Annotated in this window: 17 protein-coding genes and 1 pseudogene; 12 read left to right on the forward strand and 6 right to left on the reverse strand. The window is 57.8% G+C overall.

The genetic code is table 11. The features are described 5' to 3' along the window. Positions 1-209: 209 nt before the first annotated feature. Complete coding sequence (locus OZX74_RS06280; RefSeq protein ID WP_277156106.1) at positions 210-1,274, forward strand: 2,3-butanediol dehydrogenase; 1,065 nt, start codon at positions 210-212, stop codon at positions 1,272-1,274. A 70-nt stretch (positions 1,275-1,344) separates the two neighbouring features. Here the strand turns inward: OZX74_RS06280 and OZX74_RS06285 are convergent, their stop codons facing one another. Further along, positions 1,345-1,851: a GNAT family N-acetyltransferase gene (locus OZX74_RS06285; protein ID WP_277156107.1), complete on the reverse strand. Its 507-nt coding sequence runs from the start codon at positions 1,849-1,851 to the stop codon at positions 1,345-1,347. Positions 1,852-2,116: 265 nt separating this feature from the next. Here OZX74_RS06285 and OZX74_RS09135 point away from each other — a divergent pair, with 265 nt between their 5' ends. The 5 genes from OZX74_RS09135 to OZX74_RS06315 all read left to right on the forward strand — a co-directional run bounded on the left by OZX74_RS09135 (position 2,117) and on the right by OZX74_RS06315 (position 6,543). Further along, positions 2,117-2,821 carry a thiamine pyrophosphokinase gene (locus OZX74_RS09135; protein WP_348519540.1) on the forward strand — a complete coding sequence of 235 codons (705 nt, stop codon included), beginning with the start codon at positions 2,117-2,119 and terminating at the stop codon, positions 2,819-2,821. A gap of 179 nt (positions 2,822-3,000) precedes the next feature. Then, complete coding sequence (locus OZX74_RS06300) at positions 3,001-3,372, forward strand: arsenate reductase family protein (protein ID WP_348519563.1); 372 nt, start codon at positions 3,001-3,003, stop codon at positions 3,370-3,372. A gap of 71 nt (positions 3,373-3,443) precedes the next feature. Further along, positions 3,444-4,499: a type I glyceraldehyde-3-phosphate dehydrogenase gene (gene gap, locus OZX74_RS06305; protein WP_277156109.1), complete on the forward strand. Its 1,056-nt coding sequence runs from the start codon at positions 3,444-3,446 to the stop codon at positions 4,497-4,499. A gap of 332 nt (positions 4,500-4,831) precedes the next feature. After that, positions 4,832-5,341, forward strand: coding sequence for a Cys-tRNA(Pro) deacylase (gene ybaK, locus OZX74_RS06310; RefSeq protein ID WP_277156110.1), 510 nt, complete (start codon positions 4,832-4,834; stop codon positions 5,339-5,341). Between the two features lie 251 nt (positions 5,342-5,592). After that, on the forward strand, positions 5,593-6,543 hold the full coding sequence (locus OZX74_RS06315; protein ID WP_277156111.1) for an aldose 1-epimerase family protein: 951 nt from the start codon (positions 5,593-5,595) through the stop codon (positions 6,541-6,543). Positions 6,544-7,088: 545 nt separating this feature from the next. Here OZX74_RS06315 and OZX74_RS06320 read toward each other — a convergent pair. Together OZX74_RS06320 and OZX74_RS06325 are read right to left on the reverse strand one after the other, a co-directional pair. Continuing rightward, complete coding sequence (locus OZX74_RS06320) at positions 7,089-7,382, reverse strand: hypothetical protein (protein ID WP_277156112.1); 294 nt, start codon at positions 7,380-7,382, stop codon at positions 7,089-7,091. A gap of 89 nt (positions 7,383-7,471) precedes the next feature. Next, positions 7,472-8,080 (reverse strand): sigma-70 family RNA polymerase sigma factor, encoded by a 609-nt coding sequence (locus OZX74_RS06325; protein WP_348519564.1) that lies wholly within the window; start codon positions 8,078-8,080, stop codon positions 7,472-7,474. A gap of 308 nt (positions 8,081-8,388) precedes the next feature. On the opposite strand from OZX74_RS06325, the gene OZX74_RS06330 reads away from it, so the two are divergent. The 5 genes and pseudogenes from OZX74_RS06330 to OZX74_RS06350 all read left to right on the forward strand — a co-directional run bounded on the left by OZX74_RS06330 (position 8,389) and on the right by OZX74_RS06350 (position 14,288). Then, positions 8,389-9,159, forward strand: a complete 771-nt coding sequence (locus tag OZX74_RS06330; protein ID WP_277156113.1) for an exonuclease domain-containing protein — start codon at positions 8,389-8,391, stop codon at positions 9,157-9,159. Positions 9,160-9,387: 228 nt separating this feature from the next. Continuing rightward, a pseudogene (locus tag OZX74_RS06335) lies at positions 9,388-10,940 on the forward strand (UDP-N-acetylmuramoyl-L-alanyl-D-glutamate--2,6-diaminopimelate ligase). A 113-nt stretch (positions 10,941-11,053) separates the two neighbouring features. Continuing rightward, the gene (locus tag OZX74_RS06340) at positions 11,054-12,046 is read left to right on the forward strand and encodes a GNAT family N-acetyltransferase (protein WP_277156114.1); all 993 of its coding nucleotides are present in this window, start codon (positions 11,054-11,056) and stop codon (positions 12,044-12,046) included. A gap of 15 nt (positions 12,047-12,061) precedes the next feature. Beyond that, the gene (locus tag OZX74_RS06345) at positions 12,062-13,348 is read left to right on the forward strand and encodes an ATP-grasp domain-containing protein (protein ID WP_277156115.1); all 1,287 of its coding nucleotides are present in this window, start codon (positions 12,062-12,064) and stop codon (positions 13,346-13,348) included. A 208-nt stretch (positions 13,349-13,556) separates the two neighbouring features. Further along, the gene (locus OZX74_RS06350; protein WP_277156116.1) at positions 13,557-14,288 is read left to right on the forward strand and encodes an amino acid racemase; all 732 of its coding nucleotides are present in this window, start codon (positions 13,557-13,559) and stop codon (positions 14,286-14,288) included. Positions 14,289-14,447: 159 nt separating this feature from the next. Here OZX74_RS06350 and OZX74_RS06355 read toward each other — a convergent pair whose 3' ends face one another. Both OZX74_RS06355 and OZX74_RS06360 read right to left on the reverse strand, forming a co-directional pair. Continuing rightward, positions 14,448-18,218 (reverse strand): AAA family ATPase, encoded by a 3,771-nt coding sequence (locus tag OZX74_RS06355; RefSeq protein ID WP_277156117.1) that lies wholly within the window; start codon positions 18,216-18,218, stop codon positions 14,448-14,450. 342 nt (positions 18,219-18,560) lie between these two features. Beyond that, complete coding sequence (locus OZX74_RS06360) at positions 18,561-20,183, reverse strand: folylpolyglutamate synthase/dihydrofolate synthase family protein (RefSeq protein ID WP_277156118.1); 1,623 nt, start codon at positions 20,181-20,183, stop codon at positions 18,561-18,563. A 313-nt stretch (positions 20,184-20,496) separates the two neighbouring features. Here OZX74_RS06360 and OZX74_RS06365 point away from each other — a divergent pair, with 313 nt between their 5' ends. Continuing rightward, on the forward strand, positions 20,497-22,095 hold the full coding sequence (locus OZX74_RS06365) for an aminopeptidase P family protein (protein WP_277156119.1): 1,599 nt from the start codon (positions 20,497-20,499) through the stop codon (positions 22,093-22,095). 6 nt (positions 22,096-22,101) lie between these two features. Here the strand turns inward: OZX74_RS06365 and OZX74_RS06370 are convergent, their stop codons facing one another. Beyond that, entirely contained in the window at positions 22,102-22,743 is a 642-nt protein-coding gene (locus OZX74_RS06370; RefSeq protein ID WP_277156120.1) for a sugar O-acetyltransferase, read from the reverse strand. Positions 22,744-22,762: the final 19 nt, after the last annotated feature.

The following is a 22,762-nucleotide window of genomic DNA, read 5'->3' on the forward strand; positions in this document are numbered from 1 at the left end:
CGCACTTTCGATTCCCTGCCAAAGCAAGGAATGCCTTGAACCCGAAGCTACGAAAAGCTTCCAGGTGGGGCGCACCCACTTTCTTGATTTCTCAAGCCGAGTATTAAGTATACCCCATCTGCGGACAATCCAGGACATTCCCGAACCGGTACATCGATGTCAATGACTTATCATAGATGTGATTTCAATCACATTTTAAAGGAGAAGGTATGAGAGCTGTACGTTATTACGGCAAAGAACATATTCAGATTGACGATATTCCGGAACCGGAGCTGAAACCGGGAACCATCAAGATCAAACCGGCTTACACCGGCATCTGCGGGTCGGATCTGCATCTTTACTTTGATGGTCCTGAAAGCGGCGGCATCACCCCTGGTGTCGCACACCCGCTTTCCGGAGAGAAGCTCCCCACAGGTTTCGGCCATGAATTCTCAGGCGTTGTCGAGGAAATCGCAGATGACGTCGACACCACCGTCAAGGTCGGCGACCACGTCGTGGTCGAGCCGCTCATGGTGTGCGGCGAATGCAGTGCCTGCAAGTCCGGCAACTACAACGCATGCGAGAAGATGGGCTTCATCGGCATCAACGGCAAGGGCGGCGGTCTGAGCGAACACATCGTGGTCGAATCCCGCTGGGTACACGCAATCGGGGATCTGCCCCTTGACCAGGCGGCGCTCATCGAACCCATGTCGGTGGCCTATCATGCGGTCCGTCGCACCGATCCCCAGCCAGGCCAGACGGCCGTGGTCGGCGGCGCCGGTCCTATCGGCCTGCTGATCGGCACCGTGCTCAAGGCCAAGGGAGTCCGGGTCATCATGTCCGAGCTTTCCAACGTCCGCAAGGAAAAGGCGCTGAGTTCCGGAGCGGCAGATATCGTCGTCGACCCCAGCAAGGAGGACCTGGGCAAACGCGTGCATAAAGAGACCGATGGCAACGGAGCGGATATCGCGTTCGATGCGGCTGGTTCCGAAATCGTCGTCCATCAGCTCCTTTCCGCGCTCCATCCGGAGGGAAGGCTGGAAATCGTGGCATTGCACGCCAAGCCTGTCACACTTGACGTCCTGTCCGAGCTCATCTTGCCCGAAAAGCTCGTCGGTGCTTCCATCGGTTATGCCCATGACCATGAAGAGGTCATCAAGCTGGTCCACGACAAGCACATCGACCTCTCGCAATTCATCACCGACCGGATCAAGGTCGACGATATCGTGGAGAAGGGATTCAAGGCGCTGCGCAACGACGCCGAACACCACGTCAAAATCATCGTCCAAATGTGATTGCCGATAGGCCATTGAAATGAAAAGTGACGGGCAACCGAGTCGAAGCTGCCCGTCACTTTTCATTGCTTTACTCAGAGACATCAAAATTGGCGTATTCCAGCTCTTTCGACGCACCGCCGTCTTCCGTCTGCACTTGGCCGGTGGGGTGGAAACCAATGTGACGATAAAAGCCCTGCGCCTTATCGTTGAATTCCAGCACCCAGAGCACCACACGTTTGGTGGGCAACGCGTCGAAAACAGCCTGTGCCAGCTTGCGCCCGATTCCGAGGCCCTGGCAACGGTTAAGGACATATATTGCGCCCAATTCCGCGCAATTGGGATAGTCGCTGGGTTCGCGGGCAGGATTAGCGAATTCGGCGTAACCGACCACCTCATCGTCCACCAGCGCTACGAACACGCTCGCCGGGTCATGGCGCTTGGTGACTTCAAAGGCAAACTCCGGCGTGATCTTGTCGACCAGCCATTGCGGCAATTTGCCCTGATAGGTCTCGTGCCAGGTCTGCGAGTGCACTCGGGCCTTGGCCTCGAAATCGGCCGGCGTGATATGGCGCACGACGATGGAATGGCTGCTCACAAATCCCCCTTGATGATGAACTCGAATATGCACCATATTATGTTATGGTCGTGGTTCCTCACAAATTCAAAGCTTTTCAAAATCACGATTGTCATGCGGCGCACCCGTCAATCTACAATTGCGGTATGTCTCAAACTTGTGTCATCTTTGCCGCCGGAACGTATTACAGCAATGAACCATCCGGCGACGCACTTCCAGAAAATGGCTTCGTTATCGCGGCGGACGGGGGCTTGACCACGCGCGCGAGTTGGGGGTTCGGGTTGACTTGGTCATCGGAGACTTTGATTCGGCGAACGTACAGGTTCCGGCAGGTGCGGAAACCATAGCGTTGCCACCGGAACACGACGATCCGGACATGCTTTCGGCACTGAAAGCCGGATGGACACGGGGCTACCGGGATTTTCGTATTTATGGCGGACTCGGCGGACGAATCGACCACACCATCGCCAATATCCAGACGCTCGCGCTACTTGCCCACAACGGCGGCCACGGACTGCTATACGGTGAGCGCAGCGTGGTCACCGCCATCTGCAACGGCTCGCTCCACTTCCCTGCCAACGACTTGCACACTGCCGGCAAAGCAAATAAAACCAATGCCAAAACCGTAAAAACGGATCCCAACGATCAAAATACCATCATTCACGGTTTAAGAACGACTTCCGATGCGAGTGCCGACGCCATAAACCGCATGGTTTCGGTTTTCTCCCACGCCGATATCTCGCGAGGGGTCACCGAAACGGGACTCAAGTACGAACTGGAAAACGGCACGATGCGCAGCGACACCGTGCTCGGGGTGAGCAACGAACTGCTCGACGGGTGTCCAGCCTCGATCAGCGTGGCCGACGGCACACTGATCATCACTTTCCCATTCGTCGCTGCATTGCCTACGTTCAAAACCGATGTCAAGGCCACGGAAACGTTGGGGCCGTTGGCCTCGCAAGTCTCGGCACTGCTCAACAAGTCACGTTAAAGCAAAACAGCTTTTGTCTGTTAGCGCACGATTGGATTTTTTCGTATTTCAGCTTTCAAAAAGTCCTAGTATCAAATCAGCAACGCAATGACGTAATGAAAGGACCCGTCATGACCAACGCGAAAACCAGCTCGAATTCCACAACTGAAAAGCCAGATCCAGCCCAGCAGGACGGCAAGGTGCTCTTCGTGTGCTACAACCACTGCACCACCTGTGCCAAAGCGCGCCGATGGCTGGGCGAAAACAACATCGACTTCACCGAACGCGACATCAAAGGCGACAACCCCACCGCCGCCGAACTCAAGCGATGGTGGAAGGCGAGCGGTCTGCCGCTGAAGCGTTTCTTCAATACTTCAGGCATGCCCTACCGCGAAATGAAACTCAAGACCAAACTACCCGAAATGAGCGAGGATGAGCAGCTGAAACTCCTTGCAACCAATGGCATGTTGGTCAAGCGTCCGATTGTTGTGAACGCTAACAAAATTTTGGTGGGTTTTGACCCGGAAACATGGGAAAACACCTTTTTCGGTAGAGGAGACACGTTAAAATAACAACTGTTGGTAAATATACAGCTTAGGGCGCGAGCCCGCGTCCCCAAGTTGTTTCCGTTAGGGAGAATTACATGACAGTAAAGATTGGTATTAACGGTTTTGGCCGTATCGGACGTCTTGCGTTCCGTCGCATTTTCGAACTTCAGGCCCGCGGCGGCGAGGCCAGTGACATCGAGGTCGCAGCAATCAATGATCTGACGACTCCGGCGATGCTCGCTTACCTGCTCAAGTACGACAGCGTTCACGGCACGTTCCGTCACGATGACGGCACCCCGGTCAAGGTCGAGTCCACCGATGACGCGATCGTGGTCGACGGCAAGGAATACAAGGTCTATGCCGAGAAGGACGCCCGCAACATTCCGTGGGTGAAGAACGATGGCGTCGAGTTCGTGCTCGAGTGCACCGGCTTCTACACCTCCGCCGCCAAGAGCCAGGCTCACCTGGACGCCGGCGCCAAGAAGGTCCTTATCTCCGCTCCGGCCAAGGATGACACCACCCCGACCGTCGTCTTCGGTGTCAACCAGGAGATCCTCAAGCCCAGCGACAACATCGTTTCCGCCGGCTCCTGCACCACGAACTCCTTCGCGGCGCTCGTCAAGCTCCTTGATGACAACTTCGGCATCAAGGTCGGCTTCATGACCACCGTGCACGCCTACACCGGCAGCCAGATGCTGCTTGACGGCCCTCGTGGCTCCAAGCCGCGCAACAACCGTGCCGCCGCCGTCAACACCATCGAGCACTCCACCGGCGCCGCCAAGGCGATCGGCAAGGTCGTTCCTTCGGTCAACGGCAAGCTGCAGGGCCACGCTCAGCGCGTGCAGATCCCTGACGGCTCCTTCACCGAGCTCTTCACCGTGCTCAACAAGGAAGTCTCCGCCGACGAGATCAACGCCGCTGCCAAGAAGGCCTTCGAGGACAACGAGACCTTCGGCTACAACGCTGACAACATCGTCACCTCCGACATCATCGACGACACCCACGGCGGCGTCTTCGATCCCACCCAGACCGATGTCAACACCATCGACGGCACCACGCTGGCCCGCACTGTCGCCTTCTACGACAACGAGTACGGCTTCACCTGCAACATGATCCGCACCCTGCTCTACTTCGCTGAGATCAGCAAGTGAGCACATCGCGGTAACCATAGGTATCTGTTATATATTAAATAGGTAGCTTATTGATGAAGGCCTCCACCCAATATTGGGACGGAGGCCTTCATCATGTCACAGGTCCTTTTCAAACTTGCGGCATAAATGAGCCGCTAAGACATGCGCATCGGCCTATTTATGCCGCAATTATCAGGTCACGCCATATTCATCACGCCACTGAGTCATCACCAGCGGCTCATTTATGTCGGAATCGCTCACAGGCTACTGGCAATTTCCACTGGCGGGGGCTGGAATGTCACGCAATGCCGATGGCTGCACATACTTGCCGCGGAAATGGTACAACTGAAAACATGAGCAAGAAACATAAGAAAGCGGCAGGAACGGCCTCCACCCCGGCGACACGGGAACTGAGTGAGGCGGGCATCCCCTTCAAAATCTATGAGTACGAGCATTCCTCCGACCATATGGACGAAGGCTACGGGCTTGAAGGCGCTGAAAAACTCGGCATCGATCCGCATCGTTCGTTCAAGACGCTGATGGCCGATACCGGTTCCGAACGCGTCATCGGCGTGGTACCCGTGAGCGGGCATCTGGATATGAAATATCTTGCGGCCGCAGTCGGAGCCAAAAAGGCAGCCATGGCCGACCCTAAAGTGGCACAACGCGAAAGCGGCTATGTGGTCGGCGGCATCTCGCCGTTGGGGCAACGCACCAAACACAAGACGGTTCTGGACAAAAGCGCCATGCAATTCGATGAGATCATCATTTCCGGCGGCAAGCGCGGCTTCAGCGTCGGCCTCAACCCGAACGATCTGGTGAAAGTGCTCGGCGCCTCCGTCGCTGCAATCGGTACTTGGTAAAGCAGCCGCCGAAGTCGGAAATTCAAGGAAACTTTAACCTAAGCATGATTCTCTTATAAAACGGTTCTCTTGGTGCGTCAAGAGAACCGTTTTATTGAAGAATGGGCCCAATTGCGCTATTCCGAGTCCCTTGGAGCGCCAAGAACGTCTGAATTTGGCAAAATCGCATGCAAACGTCGGATGCAGATTAAGCAGGGTGCCGCATTAGAATAGTGAACGGTAACAATTACGTTTCTATAACAGGAGTTGATATGACTTCAACGACACTGCCCCTCCGCTCGGGCCAACAATTCACCATTTCGCACGGAGACTACACGGCCGTAGTCACCGAACTCGGTGCGACGCTGCGCAAGCTCACCTACCACGGCAAGGATATGATCGCCTCGTGGGACCCGGATAAGACGGTGCCATGTTCCAACGGGCAGCTGCTCGTCCCCTTCCCCAACCGTATAGAGGACGGCGTGTACACCTTCGAGGGCAAGACCTACGAACTGCCGATCGACGAACACGAAAAGCACAACGCCATCCACGGCTACGGCTACCGCGCCTTCTGGAATCTGGAGAGCCTGAAAGAGGACCGCGTGGCGCTGACCTGGCGCACCGGCAACATGAAGGGCTATCCTTTCGACCTTCTGGTTCGCGCCGTCTTCAGCTTGAGCGATGACGGGCTTACGCTCACCCTCTCCGCCACTAACAACGACAACGTCAACGCGCCATGGGCCTTGGCCATCCATCCGTGGATCGCCAACGGATTCGACGGTTACGGCGACGAGATCGACGGCCAGAACGCCCAGTGTAAAGTCACCATTCCGGCTCGCACGCATGTCACCGTCAACGAACGTCTGCTGCCAACCGGCACCGAGCCCGTGCGCGGCAAGTACGACCTGCGCAAGCCCACTGCCCTGACCGAACAGCCCTTCGATGACGCGTGGACCGATGTGGAGCGCGACGCCGACGGCAACGTCTTCGCCACACTGACACGCCCGGACGGACTGAGCGTGCACGTCGGTGGCGACAAGACCATCACCTCCTTCCAGATGTGCACCGGCACCGGGTTCGCGCCGGATAGCCACCCGGCCGGCGTCGCCATCGAACCGCAGACCGCGTATGCCAACGCGTTCAACAGCGGCAAGGACCTGATCATCGTGGCTCCGGGCGAGACCAGCACGACCAACCTCTATTTCATGGCCGAGCAGCGCTGAACCATTTGCCGGCTCGCTTGATAGGTGCTTGCGACTCACACCAGTGTGAGAATTGCGAATAACCGGTCAATCCTGCTAGTTTTCGTATGTTTTAGGAGTTTAAAGTAGACGAAAACTAGCGGAACTGACTTGAAACCAGCAGTAAACCCCATACGAAGTCGCAACAACGTGCGATAATACCTAAGGCTTATTCATTGAACGTAAAGGAGTCCATCATGGGAATGCGCGGACGTAAGCGTAAGGATCGCCGCAAGAAGGCGGCCAACCACGGCAAAAGGCCAAATGCCTGAGTTCCGTTAGGTACGTAAAAATGACGAATGCCTCGCAACAAGCGAGGCATTTTTCGTATACCAGACCGGCTGCACATTCGCGGCAATGGCAACGCTGCCAGCGCCTGTCACCCATTATCAGCACCAATCAACAAGCATCAATACCGACAGCACTGTCAACATTTCCAGAGGTCAAAGTGTAACCAGTATCAATCGACACATCAAAAAGCCACACATCAAAGCGTGGCTGGAAACGAATTTTGATAAACGAAACGGCTATGCAGACGCGACTTCGCCGCCGCAGGACTCCTCGAGGCAGCAACGATCAAGTGTCGCCTGAAGCTTGGCAAACAGGCATTCCGGAGCAACAGCCGGTCGCAAAAGCTCACGCAATTCGGCGATCAGGACTTTCTCTCGCGCGTCGCAACAGGATTCCGGATTGAAGCATTCGTCATCAGGAAGGCGGCTCTCAGAATCATAACGGGAGACTTCGATGTCGGTACGCATGACACCGTCGGAATGCTGGCTTCTCACCACCACTCGACTGGTGCGCTTGATTCGTCCGTCCATCGATATTTCCCTTCCGTGACTTCTAATTGACTATTATTGCTCATTTTGGCTATTTTGGGGTTCGCGGATAGTGAAGATACGGTTCTCTTCTATTTCTCCGCCTGTTGTGCCACCCCCGAATCCTGCGCGGCAACCTGCTTTTGGGCCTCTTGTGCGGATTTTTCCGACGCATCCTTGCCGTAACCGCGCTGGCGGGCATAGTCGGTCAGCTCCTTTTTCAGCTGAGAGCGAGCGCGATTGAGCCGGCTCATCACGGTTCCTATCTTGATGCCCTGTTCGGCGGCGACCTGCTTGTATGATTTGCCGTCAATAGCGGTGTCGATGAACACCTGCCGACGTTCGGGCGAAAGCGAATCCAACGCCTGCATGATTTCGGCGGGCGCGAAACCGTCCAGATACTCCTGCTCGGCGGATTTCAGCCCCTCAGAAGAATGGTCCGAGGCGGAATAGATGTCCCAGTCGTCGTACTCCCCCGTTGAATCGTTGGCACGCTGGGGGCGGCGCTTGGCTTTGGCATACTGGTTGAAGTAGGCGTTGCGCTCGATGGTGGTCATCCACGCCTCGAAGTTGCTGCCGGGGCGGAAACTGTCAAACGCCTTGAACGCACGCTCGTAGGCGTCCTGCACCAAATCCTGAGCATCCTCGGTGTTGTTCGTAAGCTTCATCGCCTGACGATACAGCACGTTGACGGCAGGCATCGCCAGCGTTTCGAAACGCGCACGCTTCTGGGCGGTCGTCTCGCGCTTCTGCTGCTTGGGCTGTGCCTGGTCGGTTTGTGTCACGTTACCATTCTACGCATCGCCGGTGCCGCGGCCGACACGCGCCTTTGCCACTGTTTATTATGACATCGACGACATGCCTATACGGTTTTATCGACAATATGGGACCCGAAGGCCGATACCGCACGTCGGCATATATTGCCGATCCGGACAAGAAAGAGCCATCGGCCAGGGATCGACATCCCTTTATATAAAGGTAATACAATGTCGGAATCGCAACGCACAATATGGATATGACACCAATCAAGAACAATACCGACACGGACATTGCGGCAACCATGCTCGACGCCATAGCACAGGTCCCTGCGCAGGATGACGACACGACATTGAAAGAGGCGTGGCTGCTTGGTTTCGATACGGAGACCACCGGCACCGGTTCCACCGATGCGATCGTCTCGGCCTCGCTGGTTTTACGCGACCCGACAAGGGGCTATGAAGGCGATGTCGTGGCGGAACGGGTCATCAATCCTCATCGTCACATCAGCGCGGGTGCCAGCCGGGTCAACGGATTCACTGACGAATTCCTCGAGGCCAACGGTGCACAACCGACCGACGCCATCGCCGCCATCGGATCCATTGTCAGCGCCGCCCAGACCAAGCACATCCCGCTGCTGGCCTACAACGCGCCTTTCGATGTGCGGATGCTGGCCGGAGACTTGAAACGTTGGAATCTGGAGGCGTTGCCGGACGAGCTTTTGGTGGTCGACCCGTTGGTCATCGACCGGGAGATCTCGCATCGTCACGGCAAACGTACGCTGACCTACACCACCGAATACTACGGAGTCGAGCCACACGGCGATTTCCACGACGCGACCGCCGACACCACCGCAGCCGTGGACCTCATCAGGCCGATGTCCACACTCTACCCGCAGGTCGGAAATCTCAGGCTTGGCGACCTGATGGACTGGCAACGACAGGCTCACAAGAAGTGGAAGGACTCGTTCAACTTGTGGATGGAGTCGCGCGGTCGTCGTCCCATCACCGACAGCTGGCTGTAAACGGCCATGTAACGGCGTTGAAGCGCCAGTAAAGAAATCGCCGATAAAGGCCTTGCAGCAGCAAGTGGCTGATTTATCTTGATAATCCCGCGGAATCATACATATCCGATTTCGGGCAAAAGGCGACGGATTCACCACGATGTGTAAGTTCCATTCGATTGTGGCAGGTATCTCTTATTTTGGCTGGCGCAATGCGTTAACCTTGTGGACGGCAAGAAAGGTTCTGATATGGCTCTGACTCTGGCAACTGCGGTTGAATTGCTTGAAAAGCATGGTCTTTTGCGGGAAATCATCCAAGGCAAGACGTGGTCGCGCAATCCTGCTCGTTTCCCTGAATCCGAGGATGCCTTCACCTCCATTACGTATGACACGCGAGAGGTGCGCGACGGAACGCTGTTGTGCTGCAAAGGTCATTTCAAGGCAGACTATCTTGACGGCTGCGACGAACGCGGGCTCAAGGCCTACGTCGCGGAAACCGATTTCAGCTCCAAATGCGGTGCCATCGGCATAATTGTGGACGACATACGCAAGGCGATGAGCTTGCTTTCCGCCGAATTCTACGAAAGACCGCAGGACGAGCTCACGGTTATCGGCATCACCGGAACCAAGGGAAAAACGACCACCGCCTACTTTGTCCAGGCGATCCTGAACGCCGCCAGCGACGGCAAGGCCGCCCTCTTCTCGTCGGTCGACAATTGCCTTGACGGACAGACTTACAAAGCTTCCGCTCTGACCACTCCGGAATCGATGGACGCCTTCCACATGATGCGCGAAGCCCTTGATAACGGGATGCGTTACCTTGTGATGGAAGTCTCCTCGCAGGCCTACAAGGTCCACCGCGTCTACGGACTCACCTTCGACGTCGGAGCGTTTCTGAACATCTCCCCGACCATATCAGCCCGATCGAGCACCCCACCTTTGAGGACTATCTGTATTGCAAACGACAGATCGCAGCCAACAGCAAGGCTTTGGTGCTGGGAGCCGACTGTGATCACGCCGATCTTATAAAAGAGGACGCTGCAGCCGCCAACGTTCCCGTGACAACGTTTGCGCTGCATACCGACGGACGCGACAGTGGCACTGCGGCCGACACCATCGCCTGGCCCGCCGATAAAGATCGTACGGCTTTCCATATCGAAATTGCGGGCACAGCTAGCGCGGACACCTACAAGCTGCGCATGGACGGCGACTTCAACTATGCCAACGCCGCCGCCGCGCTTACCATCGCACGGCTCGCCGGCGTGGATCTCAATGACACCAAAATCTCGCACGCCCTCGAAAACGTGCGGATTTCAGGGCGAATGGAACAGTTCAAAGACTCGCGCGGGCCGAACGTCGCCATCGTCGATTACGCCCACAATTTCGCCAGCGTCTCCGCACTGATTGATTTTGCCATCGAACGCTACGGCGCGAACCAACCACGCATCACATTGGTCAGCGGCTCCGCCGGCGGCAAGGCCGTGGACCGCAGGCAGGAGATCATCGAGGCCGCGCAACACCGCGTCGACCGCATCATCATCACCACCGATGACCCGGACAAGGAACGCGCGCAGGATATCTGCGAGACGATGCAGGCCGCCGTCACCGACCCCAACGTGGACGCCGGCATCATCGTGGACCGGCAGAAGGCCGTCGAGACCGCTATTGCCGAGGCGCAGACACACGACGGATTCGACGTCATCCTGATCGTCGGCAAAGGCGAAGAACAATGGCTCAAGGTGGACGGCAAACACGCCCCCTACGAAGGCGATACTCATATCGTCACCAGGCTGTTCTCGTAAAGCGATGAAACCCGTGAAAACCAAGCACGAAAATCCGATATACCCAATCCGACGACATCCGTAAACGTAAACTTGAACATTAGTATGGTGGAAGCGAAACAATAAAGGAAAGCATGATCAGCTTAGAAAAAACCGAATATCCCCAGCTTGAGGCGGCCGCGCGCCAATCCGGCGTCACGCTGCCAATCGAGCAGACCGGCATCTGGGCGAAGTTCCAGGCGGACATCCCGGGGCGCACGCCGTGGGGAACATATCGAATCCTCGAGGACGGCAAAACCGTGGCGTTCATCGGGTTCACCGACATGGCCACGCACGGCTACCACTATCTGCGCGCTGTTCACGGACCGGTCTGGATCGCCAAGCCGAGCGAGGCGCTGGAACGTGAGTCCATCGATGCCATCGCGGCGCAAGTGCATCGTGTCGATAAGAAAATCGTGTTCCTGCGTATCGATACGTGGTACACCGCCGGCACGACGCCGGTGCTCTCCACCATCCCCTATAACCAGACCGTCATCATCGACGTCACCGGCGGAGATGACGCCATCCTCAGCCGCATGAAAAAGCGCGGCCGGCGCGACGTACGCAAGGCGCTGCGCGAATGCCCGGCCGATGTAGCCGACGAGACGAAAGAGGCCATCGCCGATTTCCGCGAATATTACGACGTGATGGTGGAGACGGGCAAACGCGACGGTTTCGCCCCGGCTCCGATCACCGATTATTCGGACATGATCGAAGCGCTGGGAGCCGACCACTGCCGCGTGTTCGCCGCGCGCATCGACGGACGCGTGGTGGCGTGGTCCATCGTCACCGTCAACGGCACGCACGCCGTGCGCTACTACGCCGCAATGCGCAACGACGTGATGCGCCTGCACGTCACCGACAAACTGCTTTACAGCGAATGCTGCATCCTCGGCTCTCAGGGCATCACCGCCTACGACCTGATGGGCATCGGCAGCGACTTCGCGCCAAGCCTCATGGGCTTGAACGAGTTCAAATGCAAGTTCACCGAAGACATCACCCCGGTGGCCGCGGCACGCGATGTGCCCATCAAAAAGACCTTCTACAAGGCGCTGAAGGCCGCGAAAAAGCTAAAAACCAAACTCTAAAACTGAAGAGGAATGATGGTAGATAGCAGAAATACCAACAGCAATGACGCCACAAGCGATGAGAACCGGCCTATGTTCCTACCGGTTCTCATCGGCACCGGAGCCAATGCGTACGGGCTGGCTTGCGGGTTCCACAAGGCTTATGGTGTCAAGTCGCTGGCCGTCGGCCCGGCCGCGCTCATCCAATGCCGCCATTCCTCAATCGTCGACATTCGTGTTATTAATGACCTCACCGAAGAAAAGCATTTCGTCCCTGAGCTGCACAAGCTGGCCACGGAGCTGAAAGCTCAGAGCCCCGACCGCCAGCTGCTCATCATCGCCTGCGGCGACACTTCCGCGGCCCTACTCGCCGAACACCGTGATGAAATCCGCAAGGACTACCTGACCTCCACCATCGACGGACCGACGCTTCAGCGCGCCGTCGACAAGGTCTCGTTCTGGAAGCTTTGCGAAACCACAAAGGTCAATACGCCCTTGACCGCGGTCTATTCGTTCGCGGATTTCCAATCGGGCCAGAAAGTCCCCCAGCCTGCCGCGTTCCCTCTGGAACTGAAGGCGGCAGACAGCGTTTCGTACCTGAGCATCGATTTCCCGGGACGTAAGAAGGCCTACACCATCGCCGACGCCACCGAGCTCAACCAAGTCGCCCACGACATCTATACCAACGGATACCGAGGCGAGCTCATCATCCAGGAGTTCATCCCCGGCGACGACACCGGCATGCGCACGCTCAACGCGTACGTCAACAGCGACGGCAGCGTGGCCATGATGTGCATGGGACGGCCGGTCATGGAGGAATACGCGCCCAACCGCATCGGCAACTACGCGGCCATCATCTCCGAGGGCGACAAGACCGTCTACGAACAATGCCAACGCCTCATCGACGAACTCGGCTACACCGGCTACGTGAATTTCGACATCAAACACGACCCGCGCGACGGCAGCTACCGCTTCTTCGAGATCAACCCAAGGCCGGGCGGCAGCAGCGACTACGTCACCCAGGCCGGCTTCAATCTGGCCCGTTGGATCGCCGAAGACCTCGTGATGCACCGCCATAGTGAGCCGTCATTGTGCTTCAGCGAGCATCTGTGGATGGGAATTCCCAAGCGAGTGCTGAAGAAGTACGCACCAGCCGGGCCGCTGAAGGACGACGCGCTGAGGCTCATCAGCGAGGGCAAATGGAGCCGTTCATGCTTCAACTCGGCCGACCGCAACCTGAAACGTACGTTGGGACTGTGGCGTTGGCAGCTGCATGTTTCGCGCGATTTCAAGCAGTACGCGCCAAAACGAAACAAGGCGTGAATCGCCGACATCGGTCGCGCAGTATGGAAGAAACGTAATGATTTGGGCTGTCTGCGAAGGCTGCGAACAGCAAACGACACGTGGAATACGCCCGTTCAGACACACAGAGGCAGGCAAACGCGGAAAACCTCTGACGCTGGTACTATAAGTCGGGAACATCCTTATATTCCGTTTCGGACGGATACCGTATTTGTTGGTTGGGAGAGCTATGAGACGACCGTTCTTCGCCGTTATCGGCGGCATGGGCACGTTGGCGACCGAATCGTACATCCGGCTCATCGACAAGATGAGCGACGCCACCACCGACCAGGATTTCCTCGACTATGTGGTCTTCAACGACGCTTCCGTGCCCGATCGCACCGACTTCATGCTGGGCGACAGCAACGACGACCCCTTCCCCGTCATCGCCGACGACATTGAAAAAGCCACGTCCATCGGGGCCAGTTTCATCACGATTCCCTGCAATACCGCGCATTTCATGCTGCCGCGCTTCCAAGAGCTCACCGACGTGCCGATTCTCAATATGCTCACCGGTGCCGTCGAACGTATGAAGGCGACCTTGCCTGTTTCGACGCACCCGCGCGTGGGATTCATGGGCACCGAAGGCTCCCGCCATTCCGGCCTCTACCAGCGCGAAATCGAAGCCGCCGGTTACACGTTCATCGAGCCTGACGACGAGCTGCAGAAGCGCATCGATTCGCTGATCTACGACGATGTGAAAAGCGGCGGACCGCTAAGCCTCGAACGCTACCGTTCCGTCATCGACACGTTCCTCGACAAGTCTGATTCGGCTCGCTATCGTTGCGATATCGTAGTCCTAGGCTGCACGGAGCTCTCCGTCCTCAACGAGGCCTTCCCGCTCCCCGACTTACCCATCATCGATGCCCAAACGATCCTCGCCGAGGATACCGTGGCACGGGCGAAAGCACTACGAAAGTAGCACACTGGCACTATCAATTGCGGCAGTGCTATCCGTTTGAAATCAAAAGTCCGGCAATAACGCTTTTATCAGACGGTGTCTCAATTGAAAGGACGTGGAATATTTCCACGATTTTGGCTCGGTACATTTAATGTTACCGAGCCAAAATCATATTCTTACTCATTCGTGCTCGAGCTTTTGGCTCACCACGGCGGTGACGCCATCGGAGCGCATCGTCACCCCGTAGAGCGCGTCGGCAATGGCCATGGTGCGCTGCTGGTGGGTGATGACGATGAGCTGAGCGTGCCGGCGCAGATCGTTGAACGCGTTGATCAGACGGGTCAGGTTGATGTCGTCAAGCGCGGCCTCGACCTCGTCCATCACATAGAACGGGCTGGGACGCGCGGTGAAGATGGCGAAAAGCAGCGCCAGAGCGGTGAGCGAGCGTTCGCCGCCGGAAAGTAGGCTCAGCTGCTTGACACGCTTGCCGGCGGGGCTGGCCTCGACGATGACGCCGGTGGTGAGCAGATCGTCGGGATTCTCCAAACGCAGTCGACCCTTGCCTCCCGGGAAGAGCGTCGCGAAGACCTTTTCGAATGCTGCGGCCGTATCGTCGAAGGCGTTCTTGAATACCTCGATCATCGTGCGGTCAAGATCCTTGATGAGCTTCAAGAGGTCATCGCGACTCTTGGCAACGTCGTTGCGCTGGTCATTCAAATACTGGTTGCGTGTCTCAAGCGCGTCGAACTCCTCGGCGGCCAGCGGGTTGACCTTGCCCAGCGCCTTCAGGTCGCGTTCGGCCTTGTGAAGCCGTTTCTCCTGCTCGGCGCGGACGTAGGGCACCATCTGATAATGATCGGCATCGATTGGTGCGTTCTCGTTTGAAGCATGCTGGGTTCCAGCCTTGGATGAAGTGCCGTTTGCATCGTCTTCGTTATCGACTTCAGATTCATCTTCATCTGAATTGTGGGAGACTTCGGTGTCGGAAGCATTCTCTGCACCAGTATCAGCAGTAACGCCATCGCCAACGTTGTCAAGCGGAATCGGACGGCCTTCGTCATCAAGCACCGGAACCAGCTTGTCCGGGCCGTATTCATCGACCAGTGCCTCAAGCCCCATGCCCAGCGTATCGGAGACCTTTTGCTCGATCTGCCCATATTGAGCGGCGAGACGTTCACGGTTCACGTCCAGCTCGTGTTCGCGCCGCTGCAAAGCGGCGACCTTCGGCTCGGCCTCGTCACGCTGCGCACGCAGTTGTTTCAGCTCAGCGTCATGGCTCGAGGCAGCTTTCGAAAGTTCGTCGCGTTTGGCGACCACGGTTTTCAGCACGGTGGCGATCAACGCGGCCATACCCCGCGCATCCGCCGCAATCTGCCGGTCATGCGCCTGCTGGCGTTCGCGCTTCTCGTTGAGCGCCTTCATCTTCGCCCGTCTCGCCACGGCTTCACTCGCCTGATCGTGCAAGAGTCCTGCCTGACGAACCAGCGAATCGGCCTTGCGGCTGGCATCATTCCAGGTAATCTTCGCGGAAACTTCTTGCTCACGCGCCTTGTCGAGCGTAGTTTCGAGTTCGTGGACGCGTTTGTCCAGATCGTCAAAATCCTCGTTTTCCGTGTCGGAATGCTCAGCGGTGTCAAGCGCCTGGCTCAAATCCTCGAGTTTGAGCTGATGGGCCTGCCGCTCGTCGTCGGTCTGCTTGATTTTCTCGTCAAGCCCCTTGAGCTGCCGTGTCAGTTGCTTGACCTGCTGTTCGACGTTTTGCAGATTCTTGCGAGCCTGATCGGCCTTCACCTTGGCCTGTATGCGCTGCTGCGACTGACGATCGACTTCAAGACGTGCGTTGTCGAGAGCTGTCTGTGCCGCTTCGATCTTCGGTTGTATAGCATCCGCCGCCTCGCCTTGAAGTTTTTTGGCTTCTGCTGCGGCTTTGTCACGCCGTGCGGCCAATGACAAATCGCTTTGCGAGCGCGAGGAGCCGCCGATGGCACCGACAGCGTTGACCACTTCGCCGGATTTGGTGACGGCCTGGCTGAACCGCTTCTCCTCCACAGCTTCCAGAGCAGTATCCATATCGGGCACGGCGGCAACATCGTCCAGCAAAAGCCGCACGGCACGAACAACACTGGCTGCAAAATCAGCATCTTTAGCGGAATCGTTGACACTTACCAGCGTCGAGGCGCAACGAATCGGATATTGATCGTCTTCCCTATTGCCATTTTCGGTTCCAGCGTCGTTAGCGTTTCCACCTTCAAGTGGATGCAATACCACTGCCTGCCCCAGCTTGTCGGCGCTCGCCCGGCGCAACGCCTCGACCATATTGGATTTAGCGGGCACCACGATGGCGCTGGCAAACTGGTCGAGCGCGTGGGCGATGGCCTCTTCCCAGCCGTCCTCGACGTGGATGAAGTCGGCAAGTCGACCCAGGGCGGCCACGGCATCATCCTGTTCCAGCTCACCAGAGGCATTGCGGCTTTCCAAAGTCTCGTTCAAGGCATCGGCCTTCGCCTTGAGTGCCGTCACCTTAGCGTTCACCGCCCGCAGTTGCTCCTGCAGGGCGTCAAGCTCTTCTTGTCTCTGTTGCATCGCGGTTCTTGCCGCTTCAAGCGCGGCCGCACTATTCTCAACACCGGTATTCTGGGTTTCTGCGTCAAGGGCATCACGTTGGGCCGTGGCCTCGTCGCGCTGTTTGACGATGGATTCACGCTGACCATTGAAATCCTTGGCACGGCTTTGCGCCAACTCGATGGCGGATTCCTCGCGGGTTTTGAGCTCACGCAGATTGGCGAGCTTCGAGGTGTGCTCCTGCGCGGCCTTGCGCAGTTGCGTCAACGTCTGACGTGCCGCAGCGAGTTGCTTTTCATTGCCGGCACGAGATTCAGTCGCTTTATCATACGCAATGCGCATGTCGGAAACGGCCTTTTTCTGAGATTCGGCCTGCCCGTCCAGTTCTTTGGCACGGGACTCGAGAATATCCGGGTCCTCACCGAAGTTCGTGATCATCTGGCCTGCCAGCGAACGCGCGCGCTCGTCGGCCAACGAAGCCAGCGAGCGGAACCGTTCCTCGATGCCGGAGAGCTCATGCCAGGTCTCGTTGACCCTAGCCATGGCCGGGCTGGACTCGGAGCTCAACGCCTCGACCTGCTCGATATGCACCTTGACTTTCGCCAGCTCGCGTTGCGCAGTTTCCAGCTGGCGTCGTACGTCACCAAGTTCATTGCGCAACTTGGCACGGCTTTTCATGGAATTCTGGGCGTCCTCGGCGAAAATCCTCGATTGTGCATCGCGCAAGGAAATCTGTATGCTCGCCGCACGACGCGAGATCTTGGCCTGACGTCCGAGCGGTCCCAGCTGCCGGCGAATCTCGTGCAGCAGATCATCGGTGCGGGCAAGGTTCGCCTCGGTGTTCTTGAGCTTGCGTATCGCGCGTTCCTTGCGCTTGCGGTGTTTCAGGATTCCAGCCGCCTCTTCGATGAAGGCGCGGTGACCTGCGGGGTCGGCCTTCAAGATTTCGTCAAGCCTGCCCTGCCCGACGATGACATGCATTTGCTGGCCCAAGCCGGTGTCGCTCAAGAGCTCCTGAATATCGAGCAGTCGGCAGGGCGAGCCGTTGATGGCGTATTCGCTGCCACCGTTGCGGTAGATGGTGCGGCTGATGATGACTTCCGTGTAGTCGATATCGAGTGTGCCGTCGGTGTTGTCGATGGTCAGGCTCACCTGCGCGCGCCCCAGCGGCGGACGTGAGGAAGTGCCGGCGAAAATCACGTCTTCCATCGAGGTGCCGCGCAGATTTTTGGCGCCCTGCTCCCCCATGACCCATGTCAGCGCATCGACGATGTTGGACTTGCCGCTGCCGTTGGGGCCGACCACGGCCGTGATGCCGGGTTCAAAGCGCAGCGTGGTCGCAGAGGCGAAGGACTTGAATCCCTTGAGCGTCAGTTCCTTCAGATACATGGATTATTGACTTCCTCTGCTCTTCCCGCTTACCGGCCTACTTGATCTCGGGCACGTCCTGTTATCACTTGCTATCATACCGGCCAGCACACCTAATGATCTTGATAACTTCGACAAATTCAAGCAATATGACGAAATACAAAACTTTTGCCACAAAGCACGAAAACCAGTGAGGAAAACAGCAAAACAGTACCCGGATGGCACTTTTCCCTATGGCCTCATACTTACTGCGACGGAAAGCATCATTTGGGCTGATTTTCGTGCTTTTCGTCGCAGTTGGTTGATTGGTAAGCGTAAAAGCACTACTCGAACCTAAGAAAGCGCTTCTCTCACTGGTTATGGTTACTTGTCGCCTTTGCTGCCAGTGCCGTTTCCATTGGCATGATGACGGAGCTGCTCGGCGGTGGTGCCGGGTTCGGACTCGCCTTCGAAGGGTACCTGCTTGACTCCGAAATCACCGAACGCATCGCCGAATACCTCGGAAACGATGTCCTCGTCCTCGTCTTTGGCATTGCCGGCATCGGCTTTGTCGTTCTTAAGCTTGCCCGCCACACGCTGCGCCTTGGGCAGAGCCAGTTCCGGATTCTTCTTCTCAGCCAGCAGCGTGCGGGCGTCGCCGGCAGTGACGAAACTGCCGCAGATGAGCACGCCGTGGCCGTAGCCGACGCCCAGTTCGTCATCGGCGTCGACCATGTTGACGGCCTCCTGGATGGCGTCGGGAAGGTTGTCGATGCGGGTGACGCGATCACGCCCGAACACACTGACCGCGATCTTCTCGAGTTCCTCGGCAGGCATTACCCGGTCTCGCCACGAGTTCTCGGTGACGACGATCTGGCTCATGATCGGCTCCAGCGTGCCAAGGTATTCCTCGACCTGCTTGTCCTTCATCATCGCGACCACGCCGACCAATTGCTCGAAGTTGTAGTTCTCCTCAAGGGCGGCACGCAACGATTCGGCGGCGTTGACGTTGTGCCCGCCGTCGACGATGATGGTCGGCGAGGTACGCACCTGCTCGATGCGTCCGGGAATCTTGACCCCGCCCAACGCTTCGGCCACGACGTCCTGGGTGAGCTGGCCTGCGACGGGAATAACGGTTTCGGCCGCCGCGAGCGCCGCCAAGGCGTTGTGCGCCTGATGTTCGCCAAACTTGGCGACCGGAATATCCTCGTAAGTACCGTTCGGCGTGCGCAACGTGACCAGCTGGCCGCCTACCGCAGGCTGACGCGAGACGACCTCCATCTCCTCGCCGTCGCGGATAAGCGTGGCATGCTCCTTGACGGCCGCGGCCTCAACCACAGGCATGACCTCCGTTTCATGCGGCTGTGCGCCGATGATGGCGGTGGACTCGTGCTTGATGATGCCGGCCTTCTCCGTGGCGATCTTCGCGGGGGTGTCGCCCAGCCACTGCATGTGGTCCATGTCGACCGGACCGATGACCGCGGCGTCACCGTTCAACGCATTGGTGGCATCCCAACGTCCGCCCATGCCGACTTCGAAAATGGCCACGTCGACGGGCGCATCCGCGAACTTCCAGACCGCCATCGCCGTCAGGATCTCAAAATAGCTCATCGGCGCCTTGCCGTCAGCCTTCATTTTCGCGTCGACCAGGGCGACGAAATCCTTGATCTGCATCCACGTATCGATGAAATCGTCGTCGCTGAGCTGTTGGCCGTCCACGGCGATGCGCTCGTTGATTTTCTGCAGGTGCGGCGAGGTGTAGAGGCCGGTGCGCATACCGTAAGCGCGGCAGATAGCCTCGGCCATACGGGCGGTGGAGCCTTTGCCGTTGGTGCCGGTGATGTGGATGATGCGGAATGTGTCTTCCGGATGGCCCAGAAGGTCAAGCATCAGGTCCATGACCTCAAGGTCGTGTCCCAGTTCTTCGTGAGTGGTGCGCCGGGACATGATCTCGCGCTCGACCTCGCGAATGGTAACCCCGTTGGTTTTCGGATGCTCGAATGACATAAAACCTCGTTTTTGGCTTGAATCCCTTGAAAAATAGACACCACTATTGTATGAAACGGCCTCGAAAGCGCTACGCCGAACGGCGAATGGACGCTGACGGCAATGCGCGATCGGCGCACAAAGGGGAACACGGCAATACCAGACAGCGCCAATCATGCGAATATGAACCCGATAGGGGGTTGGCGCAAAGGTCCTGCTGCATCGTCGGCAGTCACAGAATGACGGCATATTCCATTGTTCAACATTCCCCGCCCTGCGGACCGCCCAGGTTATTAGAATGGCTGTGAAGAACCCGCCAATGAGGAGGACACGCATGAGCGAAGTCATCACGGCAAACGACAAGAAATACGAGGCACAGGAAATGGCACAGGCACCGGGAGCGGACCAACCGATGGAAGACAGGACCAACAACCGCACGCTGCGGCCGACCACGTCCAAGAAATTCGCGGAATTCATGAAGACCGGCTGGGACAACCAGGAGCCGGACATCGAGCCGCTGGAGTCCAGCAAGTTCATCGGCGCACGTCTCGAGGCTCTCGGCAAGCGCTTCCCAGGCGAGCGCATCGTCATCCCCGCAGGCACGCCGAAGGTGCGCAACAACGATGACGACTACGCCTTCCGCCCCAATACCGAGTTCTCCTATTACACCGGGCTCGGCCAGGACTACGAGGCCGGAGCCGTGCTCGTACTGAACCCCGTCGACCCTGAGTCACCTGAGGCCAAGGCCGGCAAGACGCATACGCCGGAGCTCTTCGTCGCTCCACGAGCCGACAACAGCACCGAAGCTTATTATGTCGACGCCCATTACGGCGAATATTGGGTCGGGCCCCGTGCCGGCCTGAAGGAACTCAATGCGATGACCGGCATCGCCACCCACGACATCGCCCAGCTGCCCGATGCACTGGGCAAGGATGTCGGTGCCGAAGCCGGTGCCGTGCGCATGCGCGTGGTGCGGCTTGCCGATCCGCAGATGACCGCGCAAGTCGAAGCCGTGCGCGAAGCCAACGGCTTCCCCGATCCGGACGCCAATGAAAAGGCCGATAACGAGCTGCAGGAGTTTGCCTCGACCGCACGTATGATCAAGGATTCCTACGAGGTCGGCGAGATTCGCAAGGCCGTCGCCGCTACGAAAGATGGTTTCGACCGGATCCTCACCCGTCTGCCGCAGGCCGTCGGCAAACCGCGCAGCGAGCGCATGCTGGAAGGTGAGTTCAACGCGGTTTCCCGCGAGGAAGGCAACACCGTCGGCTACGACACCATCATCGCCTCCGGTGAACACGCCCCCATCCTGCACTGGATGCGCAACACCGGCGTGGTCGGCCACGGCGAGATGCTCTTAATCGACGCAGGCATCGAGGTCGACAGCCTCTACACCGCCGACATCACCCGTACCTTCCCGGTGGACGGCAAGTTCACACCGCTGCAGAAGAAGATCTATCAGGCGGTGCTTGATTCGCAACAGGCCGGATTCGAGGCCGCCAAGCCGGGTGCCACCTACTCCGACATCCACCACGCCTGCATGCGCGTCATCGCACAGCGCCTGCACGAGTGGGGCATTTTGAAGGTCGACGTGGAGGAATCGCTTTCGCCTCAAGGCCAGCAGCACCGTCGTTGGCTCGCCTGCGGCGTGGCCCACCATCTGGGCCTCGACGTGCACGATTGCGCGCAGGCACGCTACGAGTCCTATCAGGGCGCGAAGATCACGCCGGGCATGGTCTTCACCATCGAACCGGGCCTCTACTTCGCCAAGAACGACCTGCTGATCCCCGCGGAGATGCGCGGCATCGGCGTACGCATCGAGGATGACGTCCTGATGACCGAAAACGGTCCGGAATGGATCTCCAAGGACATCCCCAAGCAGATCGACGATGTAGAAGAGTGGATGGCGCAGCGCGCGGCGGCAAGGAAATAATCCAGCTCAGCTGTTTCTTAGTTGGCGCTCTTCCTCAAGGTCGGCGGGATCGATGGGATGACCGTGGTTGTACGTGGTCATGTCCTGCTCGCCGACCTTGCGCAATACGCGGCAGGGGTTGCCCACCGCTACAACGTGATCGGGAATGTCTTTGGTGACCACGCTGCCGGCGCCGATGGTGGTGCCGGATCCGATGGTTACGCCCGGGCAAATCGTCACGCCGGCACCGATCCAGCAATCGTCACCGATCGAAACCGGCGAAGTGTACATGTACTCGCGTAAGTCGGGATTGATGGGGTGGCTCACGGTGGCGATGGTGACATTCGGCCCGCACATCAGCCCCTTGCCGATTTTCAGCCTGCCGTCGTCGATGAACGTGCAACCGACATTGATATAGGCACCTTTACCGATGGAAATATGGCTGCCGTAGGCGAAGCTGAACGGCGGTTCGATCCAGAATGTCGCGGCCTGGGCCTCGTCGATATGGAAAATCCTGGCCATTAGTTTCACACGGTTTTCGGTATCTGCCGGATCCGATGCGTTGAATTCACGCATCAGCCTCTTTGCCGCCAGGCGCTCTTCGGGAAGCCCCTCACACTCGTCGGTGAACAGCAGCCCCTCTTCCATTCGTTGATGCATCGTTCTCATAATGGATATCCCTTAATCT

This window comes from Bifidobacterium sp. ESL0798, assembly GCF_029395415.1.
Lineage (GTDB): Bacteria > Actinomycetota > Actinomycetes > Actinomycetales > Bifidobacteriaceae > Bifidobacterium.